The 21,353-nt window shown below is 62.1% G+C and carries 21 protein-coding genes; 19 read left to right on the top strand and 2 right to left on the bottom strand.

What is annotated here, in order from left to right:
* The first annotated feature begins 115 nt into the window (after positions 1 to 115).
* Entirely contained in the window at positions 116 to 850 is a 735-nt protein-coding gene (locus PVT67_RS16205) for a polysaccharide deacetylase family protein (protein WP_336407768.1), read from the top strand.
* Positions 851 to 1,007: 157 nt separating this feature from the next.
* Positions 1,008 to 2,264, top strand: coding sequence for a S41 family peptidase (locus PVT67_RS16200; protein ID WP_301495429.1), 1,257 nt, complete (start codon positions 1,008 to 1,010; stop codon positions 2,262 to 2,264).
* 811 nt (positions 2,265 to 3,075) lie between these two features.
* On the opposite strand, the gene PVT67_RS16195 is transcribed toward PVT67_RS16200, so the two are convergent.
* Positions 3,076 to 3,891 (bottom strand): hypothetical protein, encoded by an 816-nt coding sequence (locus tag PVT67_RS16195; protein WP_301495427.1) that lies wholly within the window; start codon positions 3,889 to 3,891, stop codon positions 3,076 to 3,078.
* 543 nt (positions 3,892 to 4,434) lie between these two features.
* Between PVT67_RS16195 and PVT67_RS16190 the strand changes: the two genes are divergently transcribed.
* The 13 genes from PVT67_RS16190 (at position 4,435) to PVT67_RS16130 (ending at position 12,268) form a co-directional block, all read left to right on the top strand.
* Complete coding sequence (locus PVT67_RS16190) at positions 4,435 to 5,166, top strand: glucose 1-dehydrogenase (protein ID WP_301495424.1); 732 nt, start codon at positions 4,435 to 4,437, stop codon at positions 5,164 to 5,166.
* Positions 5,167 to 5,345: 179 nt separating this feature from the next.
* The gene (locus PVT67_RS16185) at positions 5,346 to 5,672 is read left to right on the top strand and encodes a hypothetical protein (protein WP_301495422.1); all 327 of its coding nucleotides are present in this window, start codon (positions 5,346 to 5,348) and stop codon (positions 5,670 to 5,672) included.
* A gap of 6 nt (positions 5,673 to 5,678) precedes the next feature.
* Positions 5,679 to 6,227, top strand: coding sequence for a GNAT family N-acetyltransferase (locus tag PVT67_RS16180; protein ID WP_301495420.1), 549 nt, complete (start codon positions 5,679 to 5,681; stop codon positions 6,225 to 6,227).
* Entirely contained in the window at positions 6,224 to 6,904 is a 681-nt protein-coding gene (locus PVT67_RS16175; protein WP_301495418.1) for a hypothetical protein, read from the top strand. Before PVT67_RS16180 ends, PVT67_RS16175 begins: the two co-directional genes overlap by 4 nt.
* A gap of 129 nt (positions 6,905 to 7,033) precedes the next feature.
* The gene (locus tag PVT67_RS16170; RefSeq protein WP_301495416.1) at positions 7,034 to 7,363 is read left to right on the top strand and encodes a cupredoxin domain-containing protein; all 330 of its coding nucleotides are present in this window, start codon (positions 7,034 to 7,036) and stop codon (positions 7,361 to 7,363) included.
* Between the two features lie 12 nt (positions 7,364 to 7,375).
* A complete protein-coding gene (locus tag PVT67_RS16165) occupies positions 7,376 to 8,191 on the top strand; it encodes an FTR1 family iron permease (RefSeq protein ID WP_301495413.1) in 816 nt (271 codons plus the stop codon).
* Between the two features lie 29 nt (positions 8,192 to 8,220).
* Entirely contained in the window at positions 8,221 to 8,913 is a 693-nt protein-coding gene (locus PVT67_RS16160; protein ID WP_301495411.1) for a hypothetical protein, read from the top strand.
* Positions 8,914 to 9,031: 118 nt separating this feature from the next.
* Positions 9,032 to 9,418: a hypothetical protein gene (locus PVT67_RS16155; protein WP_301495409.1), complete on the top strand. Its 387-nt coding sequence runs from the start codon at positions 9,032 to 9,034 to the stop codon at positions 9,416 to 9,418.
* The gene (locus PVT67_RS16150) at positions 9,415 to 9,942 is read left to right on the top strand and encodes a MerR family transcriptional regulator (protein WP_301495407.1); all 528 of its coding nucleotides are present in this window, start codon (positions 9,415 to 9,417) and stop codon (positions 9,940 to 9,942) included. Before PVT67_RS16155 ends, PVT67_RS16150 begins: the two co-directional genes overlap by 4 nt.
* A 95-nt stretch (positions 9,943 to 10,037) precedes the next feature.
* Positions 10,038 to 10,574, top strand: coding sequence for a phosphatase PAP2 family protein (locus tag PVT67_RS16145; RefSeq protein ID WP_301495405.1), 537 nt, complete (start codon positions 10,038 to 10,040; stop codon positions 10,572 to 10,574).
* A 138-nt stretch (positions 10,575 to 10,712) separates the two neighbouring features.
* Positions 10,713 to 11,072, top strand: coding sequence for a hypothetical protein (locus tag PVT67_RS16140; protein ID WP_301495402.1), 360 nt, complete (start codon positions 10,713 to 10,715; stop codon positions 11,070 to 11,072).
* A 63-nt stretch (positions 11,073 to 11,135) separates the two neighbouring features.
* Positions 11,136 to 11,855, top strand: coding sequence for a cyclase family protein (locus PVT67_RS16135; RefSeq protein ID WP_301495400.1), 720 nt, complete (start codon positions 11,136 to 11,138; stop codon positions 11,853 to 11,855).
* 29 nt (positions 11,856 to 11,884) lie between these two features.
* On the top strand, positions 11,885 to 12,268 hold the full coding sequence (locus PVT67_RS16130; RefSeq protein ID WP_301495398.1) for a DUF3224 domain-containing protein: 384 nt from the start codon (positions 11,885 to 11,887) through the stop codon (positions 12,266 to 12,268).
* A 62-nt stretch (positions 12,269 to 12,330) separates the two neighbouring features.
* On the opposite strand, the gene rsd is transcribed toward PVT67_RS16130, so the two are convergent.
* Positions 12,331 to 12,804, bottom strand: coding sequence for a sigma D regulator (gene rsd, locus PVT67_RS16125; RefSeq protein ID WP_301495396.1), 474 nt, complete (start codon positions 12,802 to 12,804; stop codon positions 12,331 to 12,333).
* A gap of 105 nt (positions 12,805 to 12,909) precedes the next feature.
* Here rsd and nudC point away from each other — a divergent pair, with 105 nt between their 5' ends.
* The 4 genes from nudC (at position 12,910) to PVT67_RS16105 (ending at position 21,322) form a co-directional block, all read left to right on the top strand.
* Complete coding sequence (gene nudC / locus PVT67_RS16120) at positions 12,910 to 13,716, top strand: NAD(+) diphosphatase (protein ID WP_301495394.1); 807 nt, start codon at positions 12,910 to 12,912, stop codon at positions 13,714 to 13,716.
* Between the two features lie 90 nt (positions 13,717 to 13,806).
* Positions 13,807 to 16,062: a PepSY domain-containing protein gene (locus PVT67_RS16115; RefSeq protein WP_301495392.1), complete on the top strand. Its 2,256-nt coding sequence runs from the start codon at positions 13,807 to 13,809 to the stop codon at positions 16,060 to 16,062.
* A gap of 67 nt (positions 16,063 to 16,129) precedes the next feature.
* Positions 16,130 to 17,194 carry a uroporphyrinogen decarboxylase gene (hemE, locus tag PVT67_RS16110; protein WP_301495390.1) on the top strand — a complete coding sequence of 355 codons (1,065 nt, stop codon included), beginning with the start codon at positions 16,130 to 16,132 and terminating at the stop codon, positions 17,192 to 17,194.
* A 102-nt stretch (positions 17,195 to 17,296) separates the two neighbouring features.
* A complete protein-coding gene (locus PVT67_RS16105; protein WP_301495388.1) occupies positions 17,297 to 21,322 on the top strand; it encodes an EAL domain-containing protein in 4,026 nt (1,341 codons plus the stop codon).
* The last annotated feature ends 31 nt before the right edge of the window (positions 21,323 to 21,353 follow it).

Below are 21,353 nucleotides of genomic sequence, written 5' to 3'. Positions count from 1 at the left end.
TTCAAGAAAAACCCGGCTCAAGGCCGGGTTTTTTTGTGCCCGGACTGTTAAGGCCTTGTTTCCTCTTTTGGCCTTAAGGTCGCTGCCAATGGACCACAATAAAGGAGCCGACGGAGTGAGCAGGAGGACCATCCTAATGCGCCTGGGTACGGCATTGCTTTTCTTGTTGCTGCTGTTGTTGGGCCTGTTCGGGGCCTGGCAGCTGGCCCGCAGCCGGCATTTCCAGCTGTTCGGCGACTTGGTGGACAGGGTGGACACCGACCAGAAGGTCGTGGCCCTGACCTTCGACGACGGCCCCAGCCCGGGCTATACCCAGGCCCTGCTCAAGACCCTGGCCGCCCAGGGCGTCAAGGCCAGCTTCTTCCTGGTGGGCTCGGCCATAGAAGCCCACCCCCTGGAGGCCAAACTCATAGCCAAGGCCGGCCACCAACTCGGCAACCACAGCTACAGCCACCAACGTATGGTGTTGATGAGCCCCGCCGCCGTAAAAGAGGAGCTGGAGCGCACCAATGCCCTGATCCGCCAGGCCGGTTACCAGGGCCCCATCTACTTCCGGCCTCCTTACGGCAAGAAGCTCTGGGTGCTGCCCTGGTTCCTGGCCCGCCACGACATCCTCTCCGTCACCTGGGACCTGGAGCCGGACAGCCACCCCAAGGTGGCCGGCAACAGCGCCGCCATCGCCCGTTACGTGGTGGACCATGCCCGCCCCGGCTCCATCATCTTGCTGCACGTCATGTTCGGCTCCCGCCAGGCGTCCATGGCGGCCGTGCCCGCCATCATCCAGGGGCTCAAGGCCAAGGGGTATCGCTTCGTGACCCTGAAGGAGTTGGTCGCACTGAGGAAGTCATAGGCGCCTTGCCGCCAGCTTCCCATCACCACTTTTTGTTACAAAGAAGACCGGCCGGCAGCTGCAATATTCTTGTGGGTAAATGGTGCTATCCCTATGATGGAAATGGTTTTTTATTCAGCCTCGCCCGTGGCGGCTCATGGCATAGGGATATGACAAGATGAAAAAAACAGTCCTGGCGTTAGCCATTCCCCTGGCCGCAGCGGTCGGCCTCTACCTTTACCCATCCCATGACCAGGCCCAGGCAACGACAGAGCAGGCCTGGCACGCGTTTTCCGAGCTGCTGCACAGCGAATACGCCTACCAAGAAAGGGCGGATTTGGATGGCCTGCTTGGCCAGTTTCAGCCCAGGGCCCTGGCGGCCAAGGACGAAAAGGCGCTGGTGGATGTGATGCAGCAGCTGACCCGCCATTTCCAGGATCCGCACCTGAACGTCGGCCCCTATGACGAACAGGACTACAGTGTCATGCCGACAGGCTCCGATGTCTGGGCCCATCAGCAAAATGGCCGTTTCCTGGTCGAGGACGTCAAGTCGGGCTCTGCCGCCTTCCTGGCCGGGATCCGGCCCGGCGATGAGATCCTGTCCGTGGACGGTAAAACCGCTGTCGAGGCCGCCGCCGAGGTGTTTGGCCGGCGCGCGCAAGAGATGAGCCAGAAACAGCTTGATTACGGCCTTAACGTTGCCTTGGGGGGCCGCCGCAACCAGGAGAGGACCCTGGTGCTGGCGCGAAACGGAGAGCAGCAAACCCACCAACTGGCGGCCAGCTACCAGGCCATCAACCGGTTCAAGGACGGGGCGCCGCTGTCCTTCAAGCGCCTCGGCGAGCTGGGATACATCCGTTTTAATAACAGCCTCGGCAGGGATGACACGGCAAAGCTCTTCGACAAGGCGATCAGCGAGTTGACCGACACCCAGGCCCTCATCTTGGATCTGCGTAATACCCCCAGCGGCGGCAACACCGGCGTGGCAGAGCCGATCCTGGGCCACTTCATCACGGCGCGCCGTCCCTACCAGGCCTACCGGGTCCAGAAACCTGGCCTGCCTTACAACCAGGCGCCGCTCCAACAGGCCTACGCCGACCCAAGCCAACCTTTCTACGGCAAACCCGTGGTGGTACTGGCTGGACGCTGGACCGGCAGCATGGGTGAGGGTATGACCATCGGCATGGAGAGCCTGGGGGCCGAGGTCTTCGGCGCGCCCATGGCCCATCTGCTGGGTGGTATCAAGGCGGTGACCCTGAAAGGCACTCAGATCCGCGTCGAGCTGGGTTTCGAGCGCATGTACCATCTGGATGGCCGCTTCAGGGAAGATTACCTGCCGCCCCACCTGCAGATCCCGGCCGATACCGATGCTTTGGGGGCCGATCCTGCCTTGGCGGCAGCCAGGGCCTATCTGACCCAGACGGCTGCGCTGTGAAGGCTTGGCTTTCGCAACGGCGCTTAGGCAGTAAGTTGTGCCTATCTGGCTGGTGATCTTGGGTTAGTTGGGGCTTCTTATCTAACGTTGATTTTTACCGGATAGTCTTTTTAGCTGGGGGCGCCCCTGCACGCGCAGTCCTTTTGTTTCGGCAACCGTCAGCAGGGCTGCCCACTCAAAACCATTCCCCCTGGACACCGCCGCTGCGCGGTCCCTTCGCCTCAGCGGCTTTAAGGGGGGGAGCAAAGGCAGCTTCGTTGTAGTTTGGGATTGTTAGTCGGATTCTGCGTCATCATAGTCTCCGGCTTTCCTAAATTTTTCACTCTTCATATTTTACATTGAAGACTGATCTGAGTGCCATTTTAAGCTATGAGATACTTTTTATTTAGAGGTAATGATTAATTTTTTTCGTTCGCAAAGTGGTTGTAAAAATAAAGAAAGCGGATGCTTTTACAGAAATGTTAATTCAGAAGAGGTGTGCATTTATGTAAATGTTTTGTCGTTGTAGCATGAAAAATAAGAGGCATCCGCTCTGTTATTTTTCTTCTGGAACTCTACGTGAAAAAGCCCTCTGAAGGGCTTTGAATTTCACTGAGATAAATACACGTTCTTAACGTCTAAAGGATTTTGTAATCGTGACTATGAAATATAACCAGCCAATGGGGGGAGCAAATAAACAAAGAACTAAGTTCCACAGTATATTTCTGGTAGAAGCTACCCTCTTTCTCTTAAGAATGTATAAGGACAGGGTTGTCGCAATACTGGCGAGCAATATAGCGATTGTAATGTGATTTACTGATATAGGCATAGCTCAGTTTGGTTTTTTTACAAAACAGCCATCAGCGTCGCAGTCAGTTATCTGTGTCGTTCCTGTTGGAGTACCGCCACTTACCCTTATTACTGTGATGCCAAATCTTGCAGCTAGGTTAAGAAAGTCATTCAAGCGATCAGCAGAGGTGAATGTAAACGTGTCGTTTGAACGCTGGTTAAATTGATCTTTGTTTAAAGGGATGATGTTCCCATCTTTATCAATGAGCTTGAAAATAGTAAATTGAAGGTCTCCATCCGCATTGATACCGCTTATAGCCATTGTTGCGATGCTGCCATCGGAAAAACTCAAATCAACAACAGCTGTCACACCAATTAGTTTACCTGCCATTCCCACAATAGCTGACGTATAGTCACTCCAAGCGGAACCTAGGGTCTGAGAGGAATTGTAGTAATTCGTCACATCGACTAAAAGGCTCGAATGGCCAACTAGGTCATAGCCCTTACTAACTATGCTAGAAGGGACCTGCCTATTAGCGTCGAAAAAATCATGGACTCTTGAATATGCCGCTGCAGCACTTTGCGCAAATTTCAAGTCCTCATTGGTAGTGGGTATTTGGCTCGTATTATAAATTACGGGTGAGCCTGGCTCTCGCTCCGCAACAGCCTTGAATGTCATGATCTGCCCAGTCCATGGATTGAACACCTTAGCTGTTCCACCATAGTCACCAACGGCGGTCATAGCTCGCATTTCGAATTGGTTGTAATTTGAACAAAATTCACAAACTACAAACTCCGATGCAGCAGCGCGGCCCGCAAATAAAGTAACGAAAATCGACAGTAAAATCCTTAGTTTCATGACAACTACTTAACTTTGAGGGTGGGGAATTTACCTTGCCGTGCCGTGTTGGTCAAGTATTGCCTACTTGTTTAATTTTGTTGAGCTAAGGCTGCCCGACTGGGTCCGTTTTCCTGCCTTGTCGGCGGGTTAGTGATGAGTGTCTGTTAAAGCTGGAAAGGTCTAGGTCTTGCTTGTGGAGCCTTTGAGCCCATTAAGCGAAGATTGAGCGTAACGTGGGCGGTGCCTTTGCCTACTTTGTGCGCCAATATCGTCTGGAACGATATTGAGCATCGGAGCCTGTGACGATGGCCCGAAAGGCGAGGCCAGGGATGGGCCGAGTAAAACAAAGTAGGCCGCCCGCCGGGGCGGGACCCGGCATATAAAGCAACTATCAAGTTAGAGATGAGGCTGAAGTCAGTACTCCATATTGTCTCCGGTGCCGAGGTGTGGAGGTAAGACGATCCCTGTGCCCCGAGGGAGCGGAATGTCCCAACTCAAGGCAAAGTGTTCACATCACCAGCCGAGATTGGTACAACCTCCTCTATCTAAAAGGAGAAGGCGATGGACAAGAACGTCATCATCACAGGCGCCAGCCGCGGCATAGGGGCGGCAACGGCCAAACTGCTGGCGGCCAAGGGCTATGGGGTCTGCATCAACTACCGCAGCCGCAGCCAGGATGCCGAGCAGGTTTTGGCGGCGATCCGGGCCGCCGGAGGCCGGGCCATGGCCTTGGCTGCCGACGTGTCGGTGGAAGAAGAGGTCACAAGGCTCTTCGAGGCCGCCGAGGCGCAACTGGGGCCCGTTACCCACCTGGTCAACAATGTCGGCATTCTTGCCACCCAGTCGCCCCTGGTCGATATCAGCCTGGAGCGCTTCAACCACATTCTTACCACCAACGTCACCAGTTGCTTCCTCTGTAGCCGGGAAGCCGCCAGGCGCTTCGAGGCGGGCGGGGCCATCGACAATGTCTCTTCGGCCGCGGCCAGGACGGGGGCGCCCAACGAGTATGTGGACTACGCCGCCTCCAAAGGCGCCATGGACAGCCTGACGTTGGGGTTGGCTAAAGAGCTGGCCCCCAAGGGGATCCGCGTCAACGCCGTGCGCCCCGGCCTTATCCACACCGAGATCCATGCCGACGGAGGTGAGCCGGGCCGGGTGGACAGGCTGGCGTCCCGTATACCCCTGGGGCGGGGCGGTGACCCTGAAGAGGTGGCCAATGCCATCGCCTGGCTGCTGTCCGATGAAGCCTCTTTTGTCACCGGCTCCCTCCTCGACGTGGCCGGGGGCTTTTGAGGGGCGCGGCAAGGCGGTGTGGCGCCTTCTGCAAGGCGCACTCGCAGGGCGCTGCGGCTCAGGAAAGCGCTTGGACCTTGGCCGGTGCCGGCCAAAGTTGTGTCTATTAGCCATTCGGGATATAAAACCTTCAACCCAAGGAGCTTTAAGGCTATTGCCTTTGTTTGAAAAGGATTTTTATGCTCTCCATCTTCCTTACCGCCGTTGCCATCTACATCACCGTCCGCATCCTGGAAAAGGATCCGCAAGCCATGGATCTGGGGACCGTCTTCATGATGGTGTTGATCCCGGCCATAGTGATGATCCTCGGCAACGCCGCCATCGGTTTACTGGGGCTGCCGGCCCTGCTGTCCCTGGCCGTACTTGCCCTGTCAGTCTTGCTGGTCTTCCTGCTGTCCAAGCACTTTTTCCAATGGCAATGGGGCAAGGCGTTGATCCTGTCCGTTGTCTACTTGGTGACGCTTTCTGGTTCATCGGTCCTGGTGTCCGGCCTTTTTGCCAGCTAGGCCTCTATGCTGATTAAACTGGCCTCAAGAGAAGACGCCCCCTGCCTGGCCCGCTATTACGCCGACAACGCCGAGCACCTCAAGCCCTGGGAGCCGCTGCGCGAACCGGGCTACCACAGCCTGGAAAGCTGGGCTGCGCGGCTGGCGGAATGGGAGCAGGATCAGCGCGAGGGCAGGGCGGCCTACTTCCTGGCCTTGGACGGCGAGCCGAAGGAGTTGGTGGCGGTCTGCAACCTCACCAACATAGTGCGGGGCCCTTTCCAGGCCTGCTATATGGGTTTTTCGGTCGCGCAAAAGCGCCAGGGAACAGGGCGTATGAAGATGCTGGCCAGGCACGCCATCCGCCACGCCTTCGAGGAGCTGAAACTCAACAGGGTGATGGCCAACCACCTGCCCCGCAACAGCCGCTCGGCGGCGCTGCTGGCAAGCCTCGGTTTCGAGCGGGAAGGGCTGGCGCGCCGTTACCTCTGCATCAACGGCCGCTGGGAAGACCATGTGTTAAATGCCCTCCATAACCCCGCCAACCTGGACACCGATAACAAGGACGAGCCATGAACAAGACCCTCGCCATCGCCCTGCTGTCCCTGCTGCTGGCCGCCTGCGCCGGCACCCCCAAGCGGCCCCTTGGTGCCAGCGACTATGACCACGACCTCAAGGCCCCCCAGTCCACCGAGGATTTCGTGCTCACCGAGAAGAAGGTCTTCGACCAGCCCGAACTGGGGGTGATGCTGCGCTACGCCAACAAGGACTTCCCCGAGGACAACATCAGCCTCTATGTCTACCCCATCAACCGCATCAGCTGGGCTAACAGCAGCGAGGCCTTGGAAGGGGAAATGGACAACGCCGTCAAGGACATCGACGGCGCCGTCAGTTACGGCCTTTACCAGTCCCGCACCCCGGAGAAGCGCAGTGACTTCAAGGTTGGGGCCCTGCTGGGCCGCAAGGCGGCGCTGACCCTGACCTCCAAGAAAGGCGTCCTCTACTACTCCGACATCTACCTGTTCATGGCCAAGGACAAGTTCATCAAGTTCAGGACCAGCTACGACAGCCGCACCACCAACCCCTGGTCCGGATCTGGTGACCAGGTGGTCCAGGAACTGCTGCCGGGTATCCAGGTGCCGCCCGAGTCGGCCTACATGAAGGCGCAGCGGGAACAGCGCAAGCAGAAGCTGTTGGAACTGTTCCGGCAGATCATCAAGCAGGCCGAGCAGCAGGGCAAGACCCAGCATTGAGACAGGGCCCCCTGTCAAGGGAGGCTGACAGCGGGGGCATTGCCTGGTGCATCACAGATCTCTAATTGAGACTTGATTGCATTTGCGACTGAGATACAATTGGCGCCACCATTCCAATGGGAGCTGCCGATGTCCGTGCGCACCATATTCCTGGCCTCTTGCCTGTCCCTGCTGTCTTCGCTGGCCTTCGCGGCCATGCCGGAACTCTCGATCTCCATCAAGGATCACAGGTTCGAACCTGCAGAGCTGCAGGTGCCCGCCGGCCAGAAGGTCAAGCTGATCGTCCACAACCTGGACGCCACCCCTGAAGAATTCGAGAGCTACGAGCTGAACCGGGAAAAGGTCATACCGGGCAACAGCAAGGCCTTGGTATTCATCGGCCCCCTGGCGCCGGGCGAATACCCCTTCTTCGGCGAGTTCAACCAGGACAGCGCCCAGGGCCGCCTGGTCGCCAAGTAAGGGGACGCCGCCATGTTCAGTTCTGCCGTCATCGTCTTCCGTGAAGTGCTGGAAGCGGCACTGGTGATCACCATAGTGCTGGCCGCCACCCAAGGGGTGTTGAACCGCGCCCGCTGGATCCTGGGCGGCATCTTCGCCGGTGTACTGGGGGCCTGCCTGGTCGCCGCCGCCGCCGAGCAGATCGCCATGGCCTTCGACGGCATAGGCCAGGAGCTGCTCAACGCCGGTATCCTGTCGGCGGCGGTGCTGATGCTGGCCTGGCACAACATCTGGATGTCACGCCACGCCAAAGAACTGGTCTCGCACCTCAAGCAGGTGGGCAGCAACGTGGCCAGTGGCCAACTGCCCCTCTATGTCCTCGCCACGGCCGTGGGCCTGGCGGTGCTGCGTGAAGGCGCCGAGGTGGTGCTCTTCCTTTACGGCATCGCCGCCGGCGGCAGCGACCCCTTGTCGATGATGAGCGGTGGCCTGCTGGGCCTGGCCGGTGGCGCCGCCATGGGCGCGCTGATCTATTTCGGGCTGCTGCGGATCCCCACCCACAAGCTGTTCAGCGTCACCAGCTGGATGATCTTGCTGCTGGCCAGCGGCATGGCGGCCAGCGCCGCCGGCTACCTGGCCCAGGTGGGCTGGCTGCCTTCACAGCGCCCGCTCTGGAACAGCAGTGCCCTGCTGTCGGAACGCTCCGTCCCGGGCCAGCTGATGCATATCCTGGTCGGCTATCAGGAGCGCCCCACCGCCGTCCAACTGGCCGCCTACCTGGCGACCCTGGCCAGCATCGCCTTCGGCATGTATCTGGTGCGCCCCAGGCTGCAGAAACCGACTCCCTAACATTCATTTTTTGACTCAGGAACTTAGAGATGAAGAAGGTCTCCCTCTTGGCCGGGCTTGCGGCTGTCATTTTCGCCAACAGCAGCGTTGCCGGTGTGGACAGGGTTTATGATCCCTATGTCGAACAGGGTGAGAAAGAAGTGGAGGTGCGCGGCGTCCACAACCTGACCGGCGACACCTTCCACGAAGTGAAGATGGGCGGCGGTTACGGCGTCAACTCGCACTGGTTCGTCGAGGGCTACCTCAACGCCCAAAAGGAAAACGACGGCGGCGACTTGAAGATCAAGGAAGCCGAGCTGGAAAGCAAATTCCAGCTGAGCGAGCAGGGCGAATACTGGGCCGATTTCGGCATGCTGGTGGAGCTGGAGCGCAGCCTTGAGCACGACGTCTGGGAACTGAGGACAGGTCCCGTGATGCAGAAGCAGTTCGGCGACTTCGTGGCCACCGCCAACATCATGTTCGAGAAGACCTTTGGTGGTGAAGAGGAAGAGAGCGAAATGGAAACCCAGGGCGCCTTCCAGCTCAAGTACCGCCTGAGCGAGGCCCTGGAGCCTGCCCTGGAATACTACACGGACGACGACACCCAGGCCCTGGGCCCCGTCTTGCTGGGGGCCAACAGGCTGGGGCAGAACAAGGTTAAGTGGGAACTGGGCGTGCTCTTCGGCATGGACAAGAAGACCGAGGACGCCACCCTGCGCTGGCAGGTCGAATACGAGTTCTGATGCCTCCCCTGAAAAAGGCCGCCGCAAGGCGGCTTTTTTGTTGGTATAGCGGCCTTGACCTGACGGCTACCGTCACCTTTAGGCTATGCCTTCCTTAATGCCTTTTGGGGACGCAAAGATGACCGATAACGACTTCCTGGCCGCCTTTGAGGCCGGCACCCTGCCGGGGGAGGCCTTCGATCACAGGGCCCACCTGCGTCTCGCCTGGCTTTACCTGCGGCGCCTGCCACAGGCGCAGGCCGAAGCCGCCGTCTGCGCCGGCATCCAGGGTTTTGCCGAACGCCTGGGGGCGGCGGACAAGTTCCACCTGACGTTGACGATGGCCCTGGTGCGGCTGGTGGCGGCCGCGCCCCTGGCGCCGTCCTTCGAGGCCTTCCTGGCCGGGAGCCCGGCGCTGCTGGCTGACGCCAAGGGCCTGCTGGCCCAGCATTACTCGGCTGAGTTGCTGGCGAGCCTGGACGCCCGGCACGCCTTCTTGGGCCCGGATCTGGCGCCGCTGCCGTGAGGCCACTGACCCTGGGACGCCTGGCCAGGCTGAGTGGCCTGGCCCGCAGCTCACTCCTGCATTACGAGGCGCTGGGCCTGCTCGAGCCCCAGGGCCGCAGCCCCGGCGGCTACCGCCTCTACGGGGAGCCGCAACTGGCAAGGCTCAAGGCCATCCGAGCCTACCGGGAGGCGGGCCTGTCCCTGGCGGCCATACAGGCGCTGCTGGCGGCGGACGGCCCCGCCTTGGACGCGGCAGCGCTCTTGCAGCGGCGGCTCTTGGGGCTTAGCGAAGAGATCCAGGCCCTACGCCAGCAGCAACACCTGTTGGCGCAGCTGCTGGCCAATCCGGCCTTGCGGGGCCCCGGGCCCCTTTCCAAGGCCAGCTGGAGCAGGCTGTTGCGGGAGGCGGGTTTCAGCGAGGCCGACATGCAGGCCTGGCACCGGGGCTTCGAGCAAAGCGATCCCCAGGGGCACAAGGCTTTCCTGGCCTCCTTGGGGATTGAAGAAAACGAGATAGCCTTGATCCGGAGCTGGGCAATTTGAGCGGCCTTAAGGCCCCCTTAAGGCCGTTTCTGTCTTATGCTCTTTCCCTTAAGATGGCGCCCGTGCGCCTAACTACAACGAAAGGACAGGGATAGATGAAATACAAAGTGGGCCTGGCGCTGCTGCTGAGCTGTTACATGGGCGCCGCCAGCGCCAAGACCACCACCGAAAAGCTGGGTGACGTGCTGCAACTGGCTGTCCCGGCGGCGGCCTTTGCCGGCACCGCCTTCTACGAGGACGGCTACGACGGCATGATGCAGCTGGGCGAGTCCGCCGTCACCTCCGAGGTGGCCACCCTGGCCCTCAAGAACACGGTTCGCCGCCGCCGCCCCAACGGCCACTGCTGTGATTCCTTCCCCTCCGGCCACACTTCCATCGCCTTCATGGGCGCCGCCTTCATCCAGAAGCGCTACGGCTGGGAGTACGCGCTGCCGGCCTACCTGGCTGCCAGCTATGTGGGCTACAGCCGGGTGCTGGCGGACAAGCACTACACCAGCGACGTGGTGGCCGGGGCCGTTGTCGGTACCCTGAGCAGCTTCTACTTCACCAAGCCCTACGAAGTGGCTGGCGCCCAGGTCACCCCTGTGGTGGGGGCCGGTTACTACGGCTTCAACATCAGCAAGCGCTGGTAAGCGCCAAAGGCCCGCCTCCCGGCGGGCTTTTTGATCGAAGCAAGGCAAGGCCCAGTGCTTGCCCCTGCCTGCCGCTATTGCCCCGGCCTGCCGGGCTGGCTAGGCTGAGACCATGTTCCTGACGCTACCCTTATTGCCGTGAAGAAAAGCCTTATTTCCCTGGCCCTGCTGCTGGCCCTGCTCTATGCGGGCCTGGCCGCCTATAAGCACCTGAGCCCCAAGGCGGTGCTGCGCAACGACAGCGACCAGCGCTTCCAACAATTGGTGGTGGAACTGCCCACCAGCCGCTTGGTGTTCGGTCCCATCTACCCCCACAGCGAGCAGCACATCTACTTCAGCCGCCAGGAAAAGGCCGGCCTGGTGCGCTATCGCCTGGAGCGGGATGACAAGGCCGTGGCCCAAGGCCAGCTGCCTTACGACGGCGCCGGGGAATGGGGCCGAACCCTGAACTTTAATATCGCGACCGACGGCAGCCTCAGCGCCGAGCAGGCCAGGTAAGGGGCCTTTAACAGCGGCCCTGGCTCCAGTAAGGTCGGGGAGCGCCCGATCCTTGGAGAGACCATGCCCTACTACCTCGGCCACCCTTGCCATAACCAGCTTCCCGCCCTATGGGGCGAAGGGCAGCCCTTCGAGCGCCAGGCTCTCTATCGCAAGCGCGAAGGCCAGTTGCCCCCCATCAACTACGACAGCCACCTGTTCAAGCCCCACAGCCTGACCCACCTCGAGACCAGTGCTCACATCGACAACGCTGGCATGACGGTGGATGCCGTCTTCAGCCAGCGGGCCAGCTCCCTGTTCGGCCCCTGTCTGGTGCTGCGGTTGCAGGGGGACGGCTTTCGCTCCCTGGGCAACGGCATCAGCCATTGGGAAGTCAGCCTGGCGGAGCTCAAGGCCGCCCTGGTGCCCCATGAGCTGCCTTCCCCCTTGAGATTGCTGCTGACGGTGGACGACTATCCCCTGGACCAGGCGGGCTTCCATGACCCGGCCAAGGTGCTGACCTTGAGCGAGGACGCGGCCCGCTACCTGGTGGACCAGTGCGGCCTGGTGCTCTACGGCACTTCCTGGAAGTCCAGCGATTTCAAGCCGGGGGCGCCAGACAGGCCCGTCCATGCCATCCTCTTCGAGAAGGCGCTGATCTGCGAGTGCCTGGACTTGCGGGCCGTGCCCCAGGGCCGCTATTTTCTGAGTGTGGCGCCCCTCAACGTGCCGGGCGCCTCCGAAACCATGGTCAACCCCGTGCTCTACAGCCGGCAGGAGATAGCCCAGGCCCTGGCGGGCTAAGGCAGCTTCAGCGACACAAGGAGAAAGTGATGCAAAAGGTGACAGGCGAGTTCGACGTCAAGATGATCCCCCAGGATGACGGCGATGCCGCCGTCGGACGCATGCTGTTGGAAAAGCGCTACCAAGGCCCCCTGGAAGCCGAGGCCAAGGGCCAGATGTTGGCCCACCGCACCGCTGTGCTGGGGTCGGCCGGCTACGTGGCCATGGAAAAGGTGACCGGCAGCCTGGAAGGGCGCCAGGGCAGCTTCGTGCTCCAACACTGCGGCATCATGGACAGGGGCCTGCCCAGCCTCAGCGTGACAGTAGTGCCAGACTCGGGAACGGGAGAATTGGAAGGGTTGACCGGGAGCCTGGACATCAAGATCGAAGGCGGCAGGCATTACTACCGCTTCGAATACCAGCTACCGGCCTGAAGCCGAGGCCAGCCCGGGGCTGCCCCGGTGCTGTCCGCCAGGTTGTGGCACCGGGAGGGCACTCAGGCCGGCTGGGTCTGGTGCTCGTGAAGGGTGGCGATCAGCTTGTCTTCCAGTTCGAAGCGCTGCTCCAAGGCCTCGCCCAAGGTCGACAGGTCCTTATCCAATCCCAGCAACTGCTCTTCGTCCTTGATGTCCAGGTACTTGTCGTTGAAGTCCAGCACCACCTGGGTGGTGTCGGTGATCATCGGGTAGAGGCGGTTGGCCAGGGCCAGGCTCTCGCCACCGCGCTTCTCACAGCGGGAAACCACCTGTTCGAAGATCTCGAAGTGGCCTGCCGACACGTAATCGAGCAGAATGGCGCAGAAGCTTTCCAGTTGGCTGGCGTCCGGCAGGGGTGAATGCCCGTTGGGCGACGAGTGGGCGGCCAGCTTGCAGTAGCTGACCAGGAGTTGCTGGCGTGTGGCCAGCCAGCGGTCTATAACGTCGCTGGCTCCGCCCCATTTCTCTTTGGCTTGTTCTAACTGGGTGAACATAACGGTCTCCCTTCTGGATGCCTATGGCGGGTACGGCTCGCCATACAGTTACCATCTAATGAGAAAGGGGGGCCGGGATCAACACTTTTCCACAAGGAATGCGAGATGTCCGAGCTGTACCTGTCTCTACATAGCCACAGTGAAGAAGCGGTTTGGTTGCTGGTCAGGGGTGACCAGCTGTGGCTCAAGGATGGCGCCCTGCCGGTGGGTGACAAGGCTATGCTGCCTTCGTTCGAACCCGAGGGGCCCCTGGTCAAGGTGGGCACCTGGGAAGGGCGCACCGCCTGGTTGCTGGAATGGCCCGACCGCAATGCCGAACCGGATTTCGGCGAGTTCAGTGGCCTGAGGCCCTTGCTGGCGCCAGGCCAGGAAGCCCTCTTCCAACTGGCCGGGCGCGGCATCCAGTTGGCCAATTTCTTCCGTACCCACCGCTATTGCGGCCAGTGCGGCGCCCGGATGCGGGTGGTGCAGGAGGAGATCGCCACCCACTGCGATCTGTGCCAGCACCGCTGCTACCCCAGGCTGTCGCCGTCCATGATAGTGGCGGTCAAGAAGGGCCGGCAGTTGCTGCTGGGCAGCTCCCCCCGCCACAAGAACGGCATGTATTCGACCCTGGCCGGCTTCACCGAGCCTGGCGAGTCCATGGAAGAGACGGTGCGCCGCGAGGTGATGGAAGAAGTGGGGCTCAGGGTCCACAACATCCGTTATATCTGCTCCCAGAACTGGCCTTTCCCCCACTCCATGATGGTGGGCTTCATCGCCGAGTTCGAGAGCGGCGACATCTGCATCGATCCGGTCGAGCTCACCGACGCCCGCTGGTTCGACATCGACGCCCTGCCGTTGATCCCCCCGGCCGGCACCATAGCCCGCACCCTGATCGATCACGCCATCGCCGAGATCCAGGCCGGCTAAAATCGCTGCTTGATTCAGGAAAAACCGTCTTTTCGCAGGCGGTTTTTTTGTTTATCATTTGCCAATGAAAATCATTCTCAAGTGCATCTGATGCGAGCCCTCGTCCAACGCTACAGTTTTCGTCTCCATCAATGGCTGGGCCTGGCCAGCGCCGCCGTCCTGCTGGTGGTGGGCCTGACCGGGGCCCTGTTGGCTTTGCGCGACGACATCAGCGCCCTCTGGCCCAGCGACAAGGTGGCGGTCGGCGGCGCCCGCTTGACCCCGCCCCAACTGCTCCCGCTGCTGGCCCAGCCCGGCAAGCGGCTGAGCCGCCTCTACCAGGGCCCGCCCGACGAGCCGGGCCTGGTCCTCTACAGCGGCGCCGACGGTTTTAGCTGGCAGCGCTTCAATCCCTACAGCGGCGCGTTGCTGGGGCCCAGGGCCAAACTGGATGATTTCTTCGATCAGGTGCAGGCCCTGCACCGCTGGCTGCTGCTGCCGAGGAGCGCCGGCAGCCTGATCACCGGCACCGCGGCCTTGATGGCCATAGGGCTGCTGATTGCAGGCATCATTCGCCGTGCCCCCGACCGCCTCGGCAACTGGCGCGACTGGTTGCTATGGAAGAAGGGGACCCGCGGCCGCCAATCCCTCTGGCAATGGCATGCCCTGCTGGGTACCTGGCTCTTCGTGCCCCTGCTGCTAATGGCCCTGACGGCGCCCTGGTTCGCCTTCGACTGGTACCGCAGCGGCCTGACCGGCCTATTGGCCTCGACGCCGCCAGCCAGGCCCCAGGCCAGCAAGGGGCCTTTGGATCTGGAGGCGGCCTGGCGGGGTTACCTCGAGGTCCAGCCGGGCGGGAACTACAGCAGCTGGATGCTGCCCCGCCATCCCGGCGAGCCGGTGCAGGTGCGTTATCTGGAGCCGGGCGCCCCCCACAGTAACGCCTACTCCAGGATCAGCCTGGACGGCGCCACCGGCGCCGTGCTGGCGCAGCGGCGCTATTCGGAGCTCAAAGGTGGCGACTACTGGCTGGCCAATGTCTACGCCCTGCATACCGGCCTCTTCTTCGGCCTGCCGGGGCGCCTGCTCTGGTCCCTGTCGGCCCTGGCCTTCGCCTCCTTCGCCGTTACCGGCTGCTGGCTCTTCCTGCAACGCCGTAAGAGGCCAAGGGAGAATGGCGAAGGGGAAGCCCTGACCCTGGTGGCCTACGCCAGCCAGAGCGGTACCGCCGCCGCCCAGGGCCAGCGGCTCCTGGCCTGGCTGCAAGGGCAGGGCCATGCCGCTCATCTCAAACCCCTGGGCGCCCTGGAGCCGGCGCAGCTGGCCGGTTACCGGCAATTGCTGGTGCTGGCGTCCACCTACGGTGAGGGCCAGGCCCCCGACAGTGCCCTGGTCTTCCAGCAAAAGCTGGCCCAGGCGGCCCTGCCCCTGGCCGGAGTCAAGGTGGCGGTGCTGGCCTTTGGCGACCGCCAGTACCGGCAGTTCTGCGCCTTCGGCCACTGGCTGGCGGCAAGGCTGGGGCAGCTGGGGGCTGAGCCCTTGTTGCCGGTGGCGGAGGTGGACAGGGGCAGCGACGCCAGTATCGCGGATTGGCAGCGGGCCCTGGCCGGGAAGCTGGCCCTGGCGGCGCCCGCCGAAGACCTTGGTTGGCAGCAGGGATTGGTGCTGGCAAACCGTTGCCTCAACCCGGGAGGTGACAGGCCCGTCCATGAGCTTCAGTTGGCCCTCCCAGGCAAATACCAGCCGGGCGACCTCTTGGAGGTGCTGCCGGCGCCGGGGGCGGCGCCTCGCAGCTATTCCATCGCCAGTGCCGAGGGCCAAGTGCGGCTGATGGTTCGGCAACGGATCTTGGCGGATGGCCGCCTGGGCCTGGCCTCCGGCCTGCTCTGCCAGGCCAAAGCGGGCCAAGGCTTGCAGGTGCGGCTGCGCAGCCATCCCGGCTTCCGGCTGCCCGAGGGGGACTCGCCGCTGCTGTTGCTGGGAGCCGGCACTGGCCTGGCCCCATACCTCGGCTTTCTGGAAGCCCGCCGCGCCAAAGGCCATAAGGCCCCTTGCTGGCTTATCTACGGCGAGCGCCGGGCGGAAGACCATTACTACCGGGAGGCGCTGGCCTCACACCTGGCGGAGAGTAGCCTGAGCCGGCTGGATCTTGCCTGGTCGAGGGACCAGGGCCTGTACGTGCAGGATATCCTCGCCGGGCAGCTGACGCTGCTGGATAGCTACCTGGCCAAAGGGGCCCATCTTTATGTGTGCGGCGCCATAGGCGGCATAGGCAAGGGCGTGCAGGAACTGCTGCTGTCACACCTGGGGGCCGAGGGCCTGGCGGCCCTGGTGGCCGAGGGCCGTTATCACCGGGATCTCTATTGATATGGGCCAAGTCTTTGGCCCTCACTGCTGGTACAATGCGGCCGTCCTGAATCGATAAGGCGGCACCATGCGCGAGCTGAAAAACGACCGTTACCTCAAGGCCCTGCTGAAAGAACCCGTGGACCGCACCCCTGTGTGGATGATGCGCCAGGCGGGCCGCTACCTGCCCGAATACAAGGCCACCCGCGCCCAGGCCGGCAGCTTCATGGATCTGTGCCGTAACGCCGAGCTGGCCTGTGAGGTGACGCTGCAGCCGCTGCGCCGCTTCCCCCTGGATGCCGCCATCCTCTTCTCCGACATCCTCACCATTCCCGATGCCATGGGCCTGGGCCTTTACTTCGGCGAAGGGGAGGGGCCCAAGTTCGAAAGGCCCATCCAGAGCGCCGCCGACGTCGCCGCCCTGGCGGTGCCGGACCCGGAACAGGAACTGGGCTACGTGATGGAGGCGGTGCGCACCATCCGCCGCGAGCTCAAGGGCGAGGTGCCGCTGATCGGTTTTTCCGGCAGCCCCTGGACCCTGGCTACCTACATGGTGGAAGGGGGCTCCACCAAGACCTTCTCCAAGATCAAGAAACTGATCTTTTCAGAGCCAGCCGTCGCCCACGCCCTGCTGGACAAGCTGGCGGATGCCGTCATCCTCTACCTCAACGCCCAGGTCAAGGCCGGCGCCCAAGCGCTGCAGATCTTCGACACCTGGGGCGGCGTGCTGTCAGGCCCGGCCTACCGGGAGTTCTCCCTGCGCTACATGCAGAAGATCGTCGACGGCTTGCTCCGCGAGCATGAAGGCCGCAAGGTGCCCGTGGTGCTCTTTACCAAGGGCGGCGGCCTCTGGCTGGAGGACATCGCCGCCACCGGCTGCGACGCCGTCGGTCTCGACTGGACAGTCGACATCGGCGATGCCCGCCGCCGTATCGGTGACAAGGTGGCGCTGCAGGGCAACATGGACCCCTCCATGCTCTATGCCCCCCCTGCCGTCATCGAAGCGGAAGTGGCGCGTATCCTGGCCAGCTTTGGCCATGGCAGCGGTCATGTCTTCAACCTGGGCCATGGCATCCACCCTGACGTGGACCCTGCCCATGCCGGCGCCTTTATCGAGGCCGTAGGCCGGCTTTCGGGGCCCTATCACCGCTGATGCCAAAGCCCCCTGCCCAGGGGGCTTTTTGTTGACAGTTGTTTGTTATGCGTCCAAGTCTTGCCAATACTGAAGATCCCCCCAGGGAACAAGGAAGGCAGGATGCGGCGGATCTCCCTCACCAACAGAGTGGCATTGCTGGCGGTACTGAGCATGCTGGTCACCGGCATACTGGTACAGTGGCTGATCTTCTCGGAGATGGAAGCCAGCGTCACCCAAGCCCAGAAGCAGCTGTTGAAGGCCAAGGCCAACAACCTGCAACAGGCGTTGGATGGTTACCGGGATGATGTGGTACTGCTGGCCAGCCTCGACGAGGCCAAGAACTGGCTGGCGGACCAACAAGTGGCCGAGCAGCCCCCGGCCGGTGTGGTCAAGGCCATGCTGACCCTGATGGAACGTACCCCCGATTTCTTCCAGGCCCGGATCCTGAGCGCCGACGGCCATGAGTTGGTGCGCCTCGACCGGGAGGAAGATGGCCGCCTGCAGCGGACCGATCAGCGGGCCCTGCAATACAAGGGGGACAGGGACTACGTCCTCAACAGCCAGAACCTGGGGGCCGGCGCCGTCTATACCTCGCCCCTCAATCTCAACCGCGAATTCGGCAAGATCCAGATCCCCTACCAGCCCACAGTCCGGGTGGTCAGCCCCATCATGGACGGCCATCGCCGCCTGGGCCTGGCCGTACTCAATGTCGATTTCCGGTACGACCTCAACAGCTACCTGCTCGACGAGCAGGACCAGTCCTTCAGCTACCTGGTGGATGAACAGGGCAACATGCTGGTTTCTCCCGTGCCCGACGAAAGCTTCGCCGTGGATCTAGGGCGGGAGTTGAAGCTGACCGACAAGTTTCCCAGCCTGCGTACCGTCCTGGCCCCCGGTTCAGGGGGATTGCTGGAGCAGAAGCAGGAGATGGCCAAGGGCGGCGGCCGCTATTTCTTCATCACCCGCATCGACTACGGCGGCGCGGGGGATAACCATTATTGGTTCCTGGTCAGGGCCCTGCCCAAGAATTTCCTGCTGGCCGACGCCATGCGCTTTCGCAACACCTTCTTCCTGCAACTGCTAACGCTGATGTTGGTGATGTTCGTGCTGCTGACCCTGGGGGTCAGGCGGCTGCTCCATCCCCTTCAGGCCCTGGGTGTAGCCACCAACCAGGCGGCCAGGGGCAACTACTCGCCCCAGCTGCCCAAGGCCAGCTCCAAGGAGATCCAGCGGCTCAGCGATGACTTCAGCCACATGCTGGCCCGGCTCAAGGAGCGGGAGGCGGAGCTGACCCACACCAAGGACAGGTTCGCCCTCTTCCTGGCCAAGGTGCCTTGCGAGGTGGCCATCTTCGACCAGGGCATGCGCTACATCGCCGCCAGCGACGACTGGATAGCCAGCCATGATCTGGCCGGCGTCAACTTCAAGGGCAAGAGCCTCTACGAGCTGGACCCCGGCATCCAGGAGGAATGGCGCACCATCCATGCCCGCTGCCTGCGCGGCGAGGTGCTGAGCCGGGCCGAAGACAGCTTCCTGGTGGACGGCGAGGTGCTCTGGCTCAAATGGGAAGTGCTGCCCTGGTTCGACAGCGACCAGTTGGGGGGCCTCATCGTCTTCCAGGAAAACATCACAGAGCGCAAACAGCTGGAAGCCAGCCTGCAGGACAGCGAGGCGCTGCTGCGCACCACCATCGAGAATGCCCCGGACGGCATGGCCGTGGTGGGGGCCGATCTGCGCTGGCAGGAAGTGAACCTGGCCCTGTGCCGGGAGTTGGACAAGCGCAAGGAAGATCTGGAGGGCACTCCTGTGACCACCCTCCTGGCCGGCAAGGACAAGGAGGCGCTGCGCCAGCAACTCAACCGCTTGCGTTTCGACGACTGCAAGCTGGTCAGCCTGGACCTGGCCTTTGGCCAGGAACTGGACGACGAACTGCTGCTCCATGCCCATATCTCGGCCGTCAAAGGCAAGGGCGGCCAGCTGCGCCACTATGTGTTCCAGATGCAGAACGTGACCACCATCAGGCGCATGGAGCGCCAGCAGCGGGACTTCGCCGACCGCCTGGCCCTGGCCACCCGCGCCGGCCATATCGGCATCTGGGAGTACAACCCCGTCACCGGCCAGCTGAGCTGGGATCAGTTGATGTACAGCCTCTACCGGCTGGACATCGACCCCCAGGCCGACCTGATGGCACGCTGGCGCACGGCTGTGGTGGAAGAGGATCTGCCTGTTGTCCTTAAGCAACTGGACAACACCCTCAGCCTGGGTTCCCCCTTGGATGCCCAGTTCCGTATCCACTGGCCGGACGGCAGCCTGCGCTATATCCGTGCCATGGCCGAGGCCGAAGTGGACGAGGGGGGCAGGGCCGTCAAGGTGGTGGGTTGCAACTGGGACATTACCGAGTCCAAGGCGGCCGAACAGGCCCTCCATGAAGAGAAGGAGCGGCTCAGCCTGACCCTGGAATCCATCGGCGATGCCGTGGTCTGTACCGACGCCGAAGGCAAGGTCACGGATCTCAACCACGTGGCCGAGGATCTGCTGGGCTGGCCCCTGGCCGAGGCCATCGGCAAACCCTTCGACGCCATCTTCCAGCTCTGCCGGGAACGCAGCGACGAGGTGCTGCCCAACCCTGTACTGGAATGCATAGCCCAGGGCGCCGTCCAGCACCCCCTGCAGGACGTGGTGATGGTCAACCGTCAGGGCAAGCGCTTCGACCTCATCCACTCCGCCGCCCCCGTACGGGACGGCGAAGGGCAGGTAGTGGGGGCCCTGATGGTGTTCCAGGACATGACCCGCACCAAGGTGCTGCAGCGGGAGCTCAGCCATGCCGCCGCCCACGATGCCCTCACCGGCCTGCTCAACAGGGCCCAGTTCGAACAGCAGGTGGAGAACTGCATCGACAGGGTGCACCGCAACGGCAAGGCGGCCCAGCTTTGCTTCTTCGACCTGGACCGCTTCAAGATCCTCAACGACAGCGCCGGCCACAGCGCCGGTGACGCCCTGCTGGTGGAGCTGGGGCTGATGTGGCGCCAGCTGATCCGCAGCGACGACATCCTGGCCCGCCTCGGCGGCGACGAGTTTGGCCTGCTGCTGGAGCATTGCAGCCAGGACAAGGCCAGGCATATAGCGGAGGAGATGCTCAAGGCGGCCCAGAAGCTCGACTTCCGCTGGGACGACCAGGACTACGACGTGTCCGCCTGCGTCGGCATCGCCAGCATCACCCCCTCCACCCAATCCCTGGGAGAGGTGATGTCCCATGCCGACGTGGCCTGCTATGCGGCCAAGTCCTCGGGGCGGGCCAAGGTCTGCGTCTACAGCGGCGACGACCTGGCCCAGCTCAACCACCAGGAGCTGATGATGGCCTCCAAGCTCAAGGCGGCCATCCAGGAAGGGCGCTTCATGCTCTATTGCCAGGGCATGCACAGCTACAAGGGAGACGAGCAGTTCGTGGAGCTGCTGTTGAGGCTGAAGTCAGACGACGGCGGCGTCATAGGCCCTGCCGCCTTTATCCCGGCCGCCGAGCGCTACGATCTGGTGGAGCATCTGGATCTCTGGGTGCTGGATCAGGTCCTCGGCCGTCAGGCCCAGCTGCTGGCCGATTCCCAGGTAGACTGCTTCTTCGTCAACCTCTCCGCCAGTTCACTGAGCAGCGAGCTCTTCGCCAAGACATTGCTGGATAAACTGAACGAGGGGCCATTGGAGCCGTCCCGGCTCTGCTTCGAGATCACCGAGACGGCCCTCATCAACCAGATGTCCAACGCCATCCGGCTGGTGCAGCAGATCCGGGCCATGGGGGCCAAGGTCGCCATCGACGACTTCGGCTCAGGCCTGAGCTCCTTCGCCTACCTGCGCCACTTCCAGGTGGATTACATCAAGATCGACGGCTGTTTCGTGCAGAGCGCCGCCCACAACCCCTTGGACAGGACCATCATCTCCTCCATCAGCAATATCGCCCACAGGATGCAGGCCAAGAGCATCGCCGAGTGGGTGGAGGACGATATCACTGCCACCTTGCTGGACAAGATGGAGCTGGATTTCGCCCAGGGCTTCTACTTCGGCCGGCCTGGGCCCCTGTCGGAGTACCTGCGCGAGCAGGGAGACGAACGCCAGGCCGCCCTGGGTTACGGCAGCAGGCAGAGCAGGGAATGAAAAAAGCCCCGTTATCCGGGGCTTTTTTTGA

The sequence above is a fragment of the Gallaecimonas kandeliae genome (assembly GCF_030450055.1).
GTDB lineage: Bacteria > Pseudomonadota > Gammaproteobacteria > Enterobacterales > Gallaecimonadaceae > Gallaecimonas > Gallaecimonas kandeliae.
The sequence above is the reverse complement of the archived record's forward strand: the minus strand, read 5'-3'. Positions and strand labels throughout refer to the sequence as shown.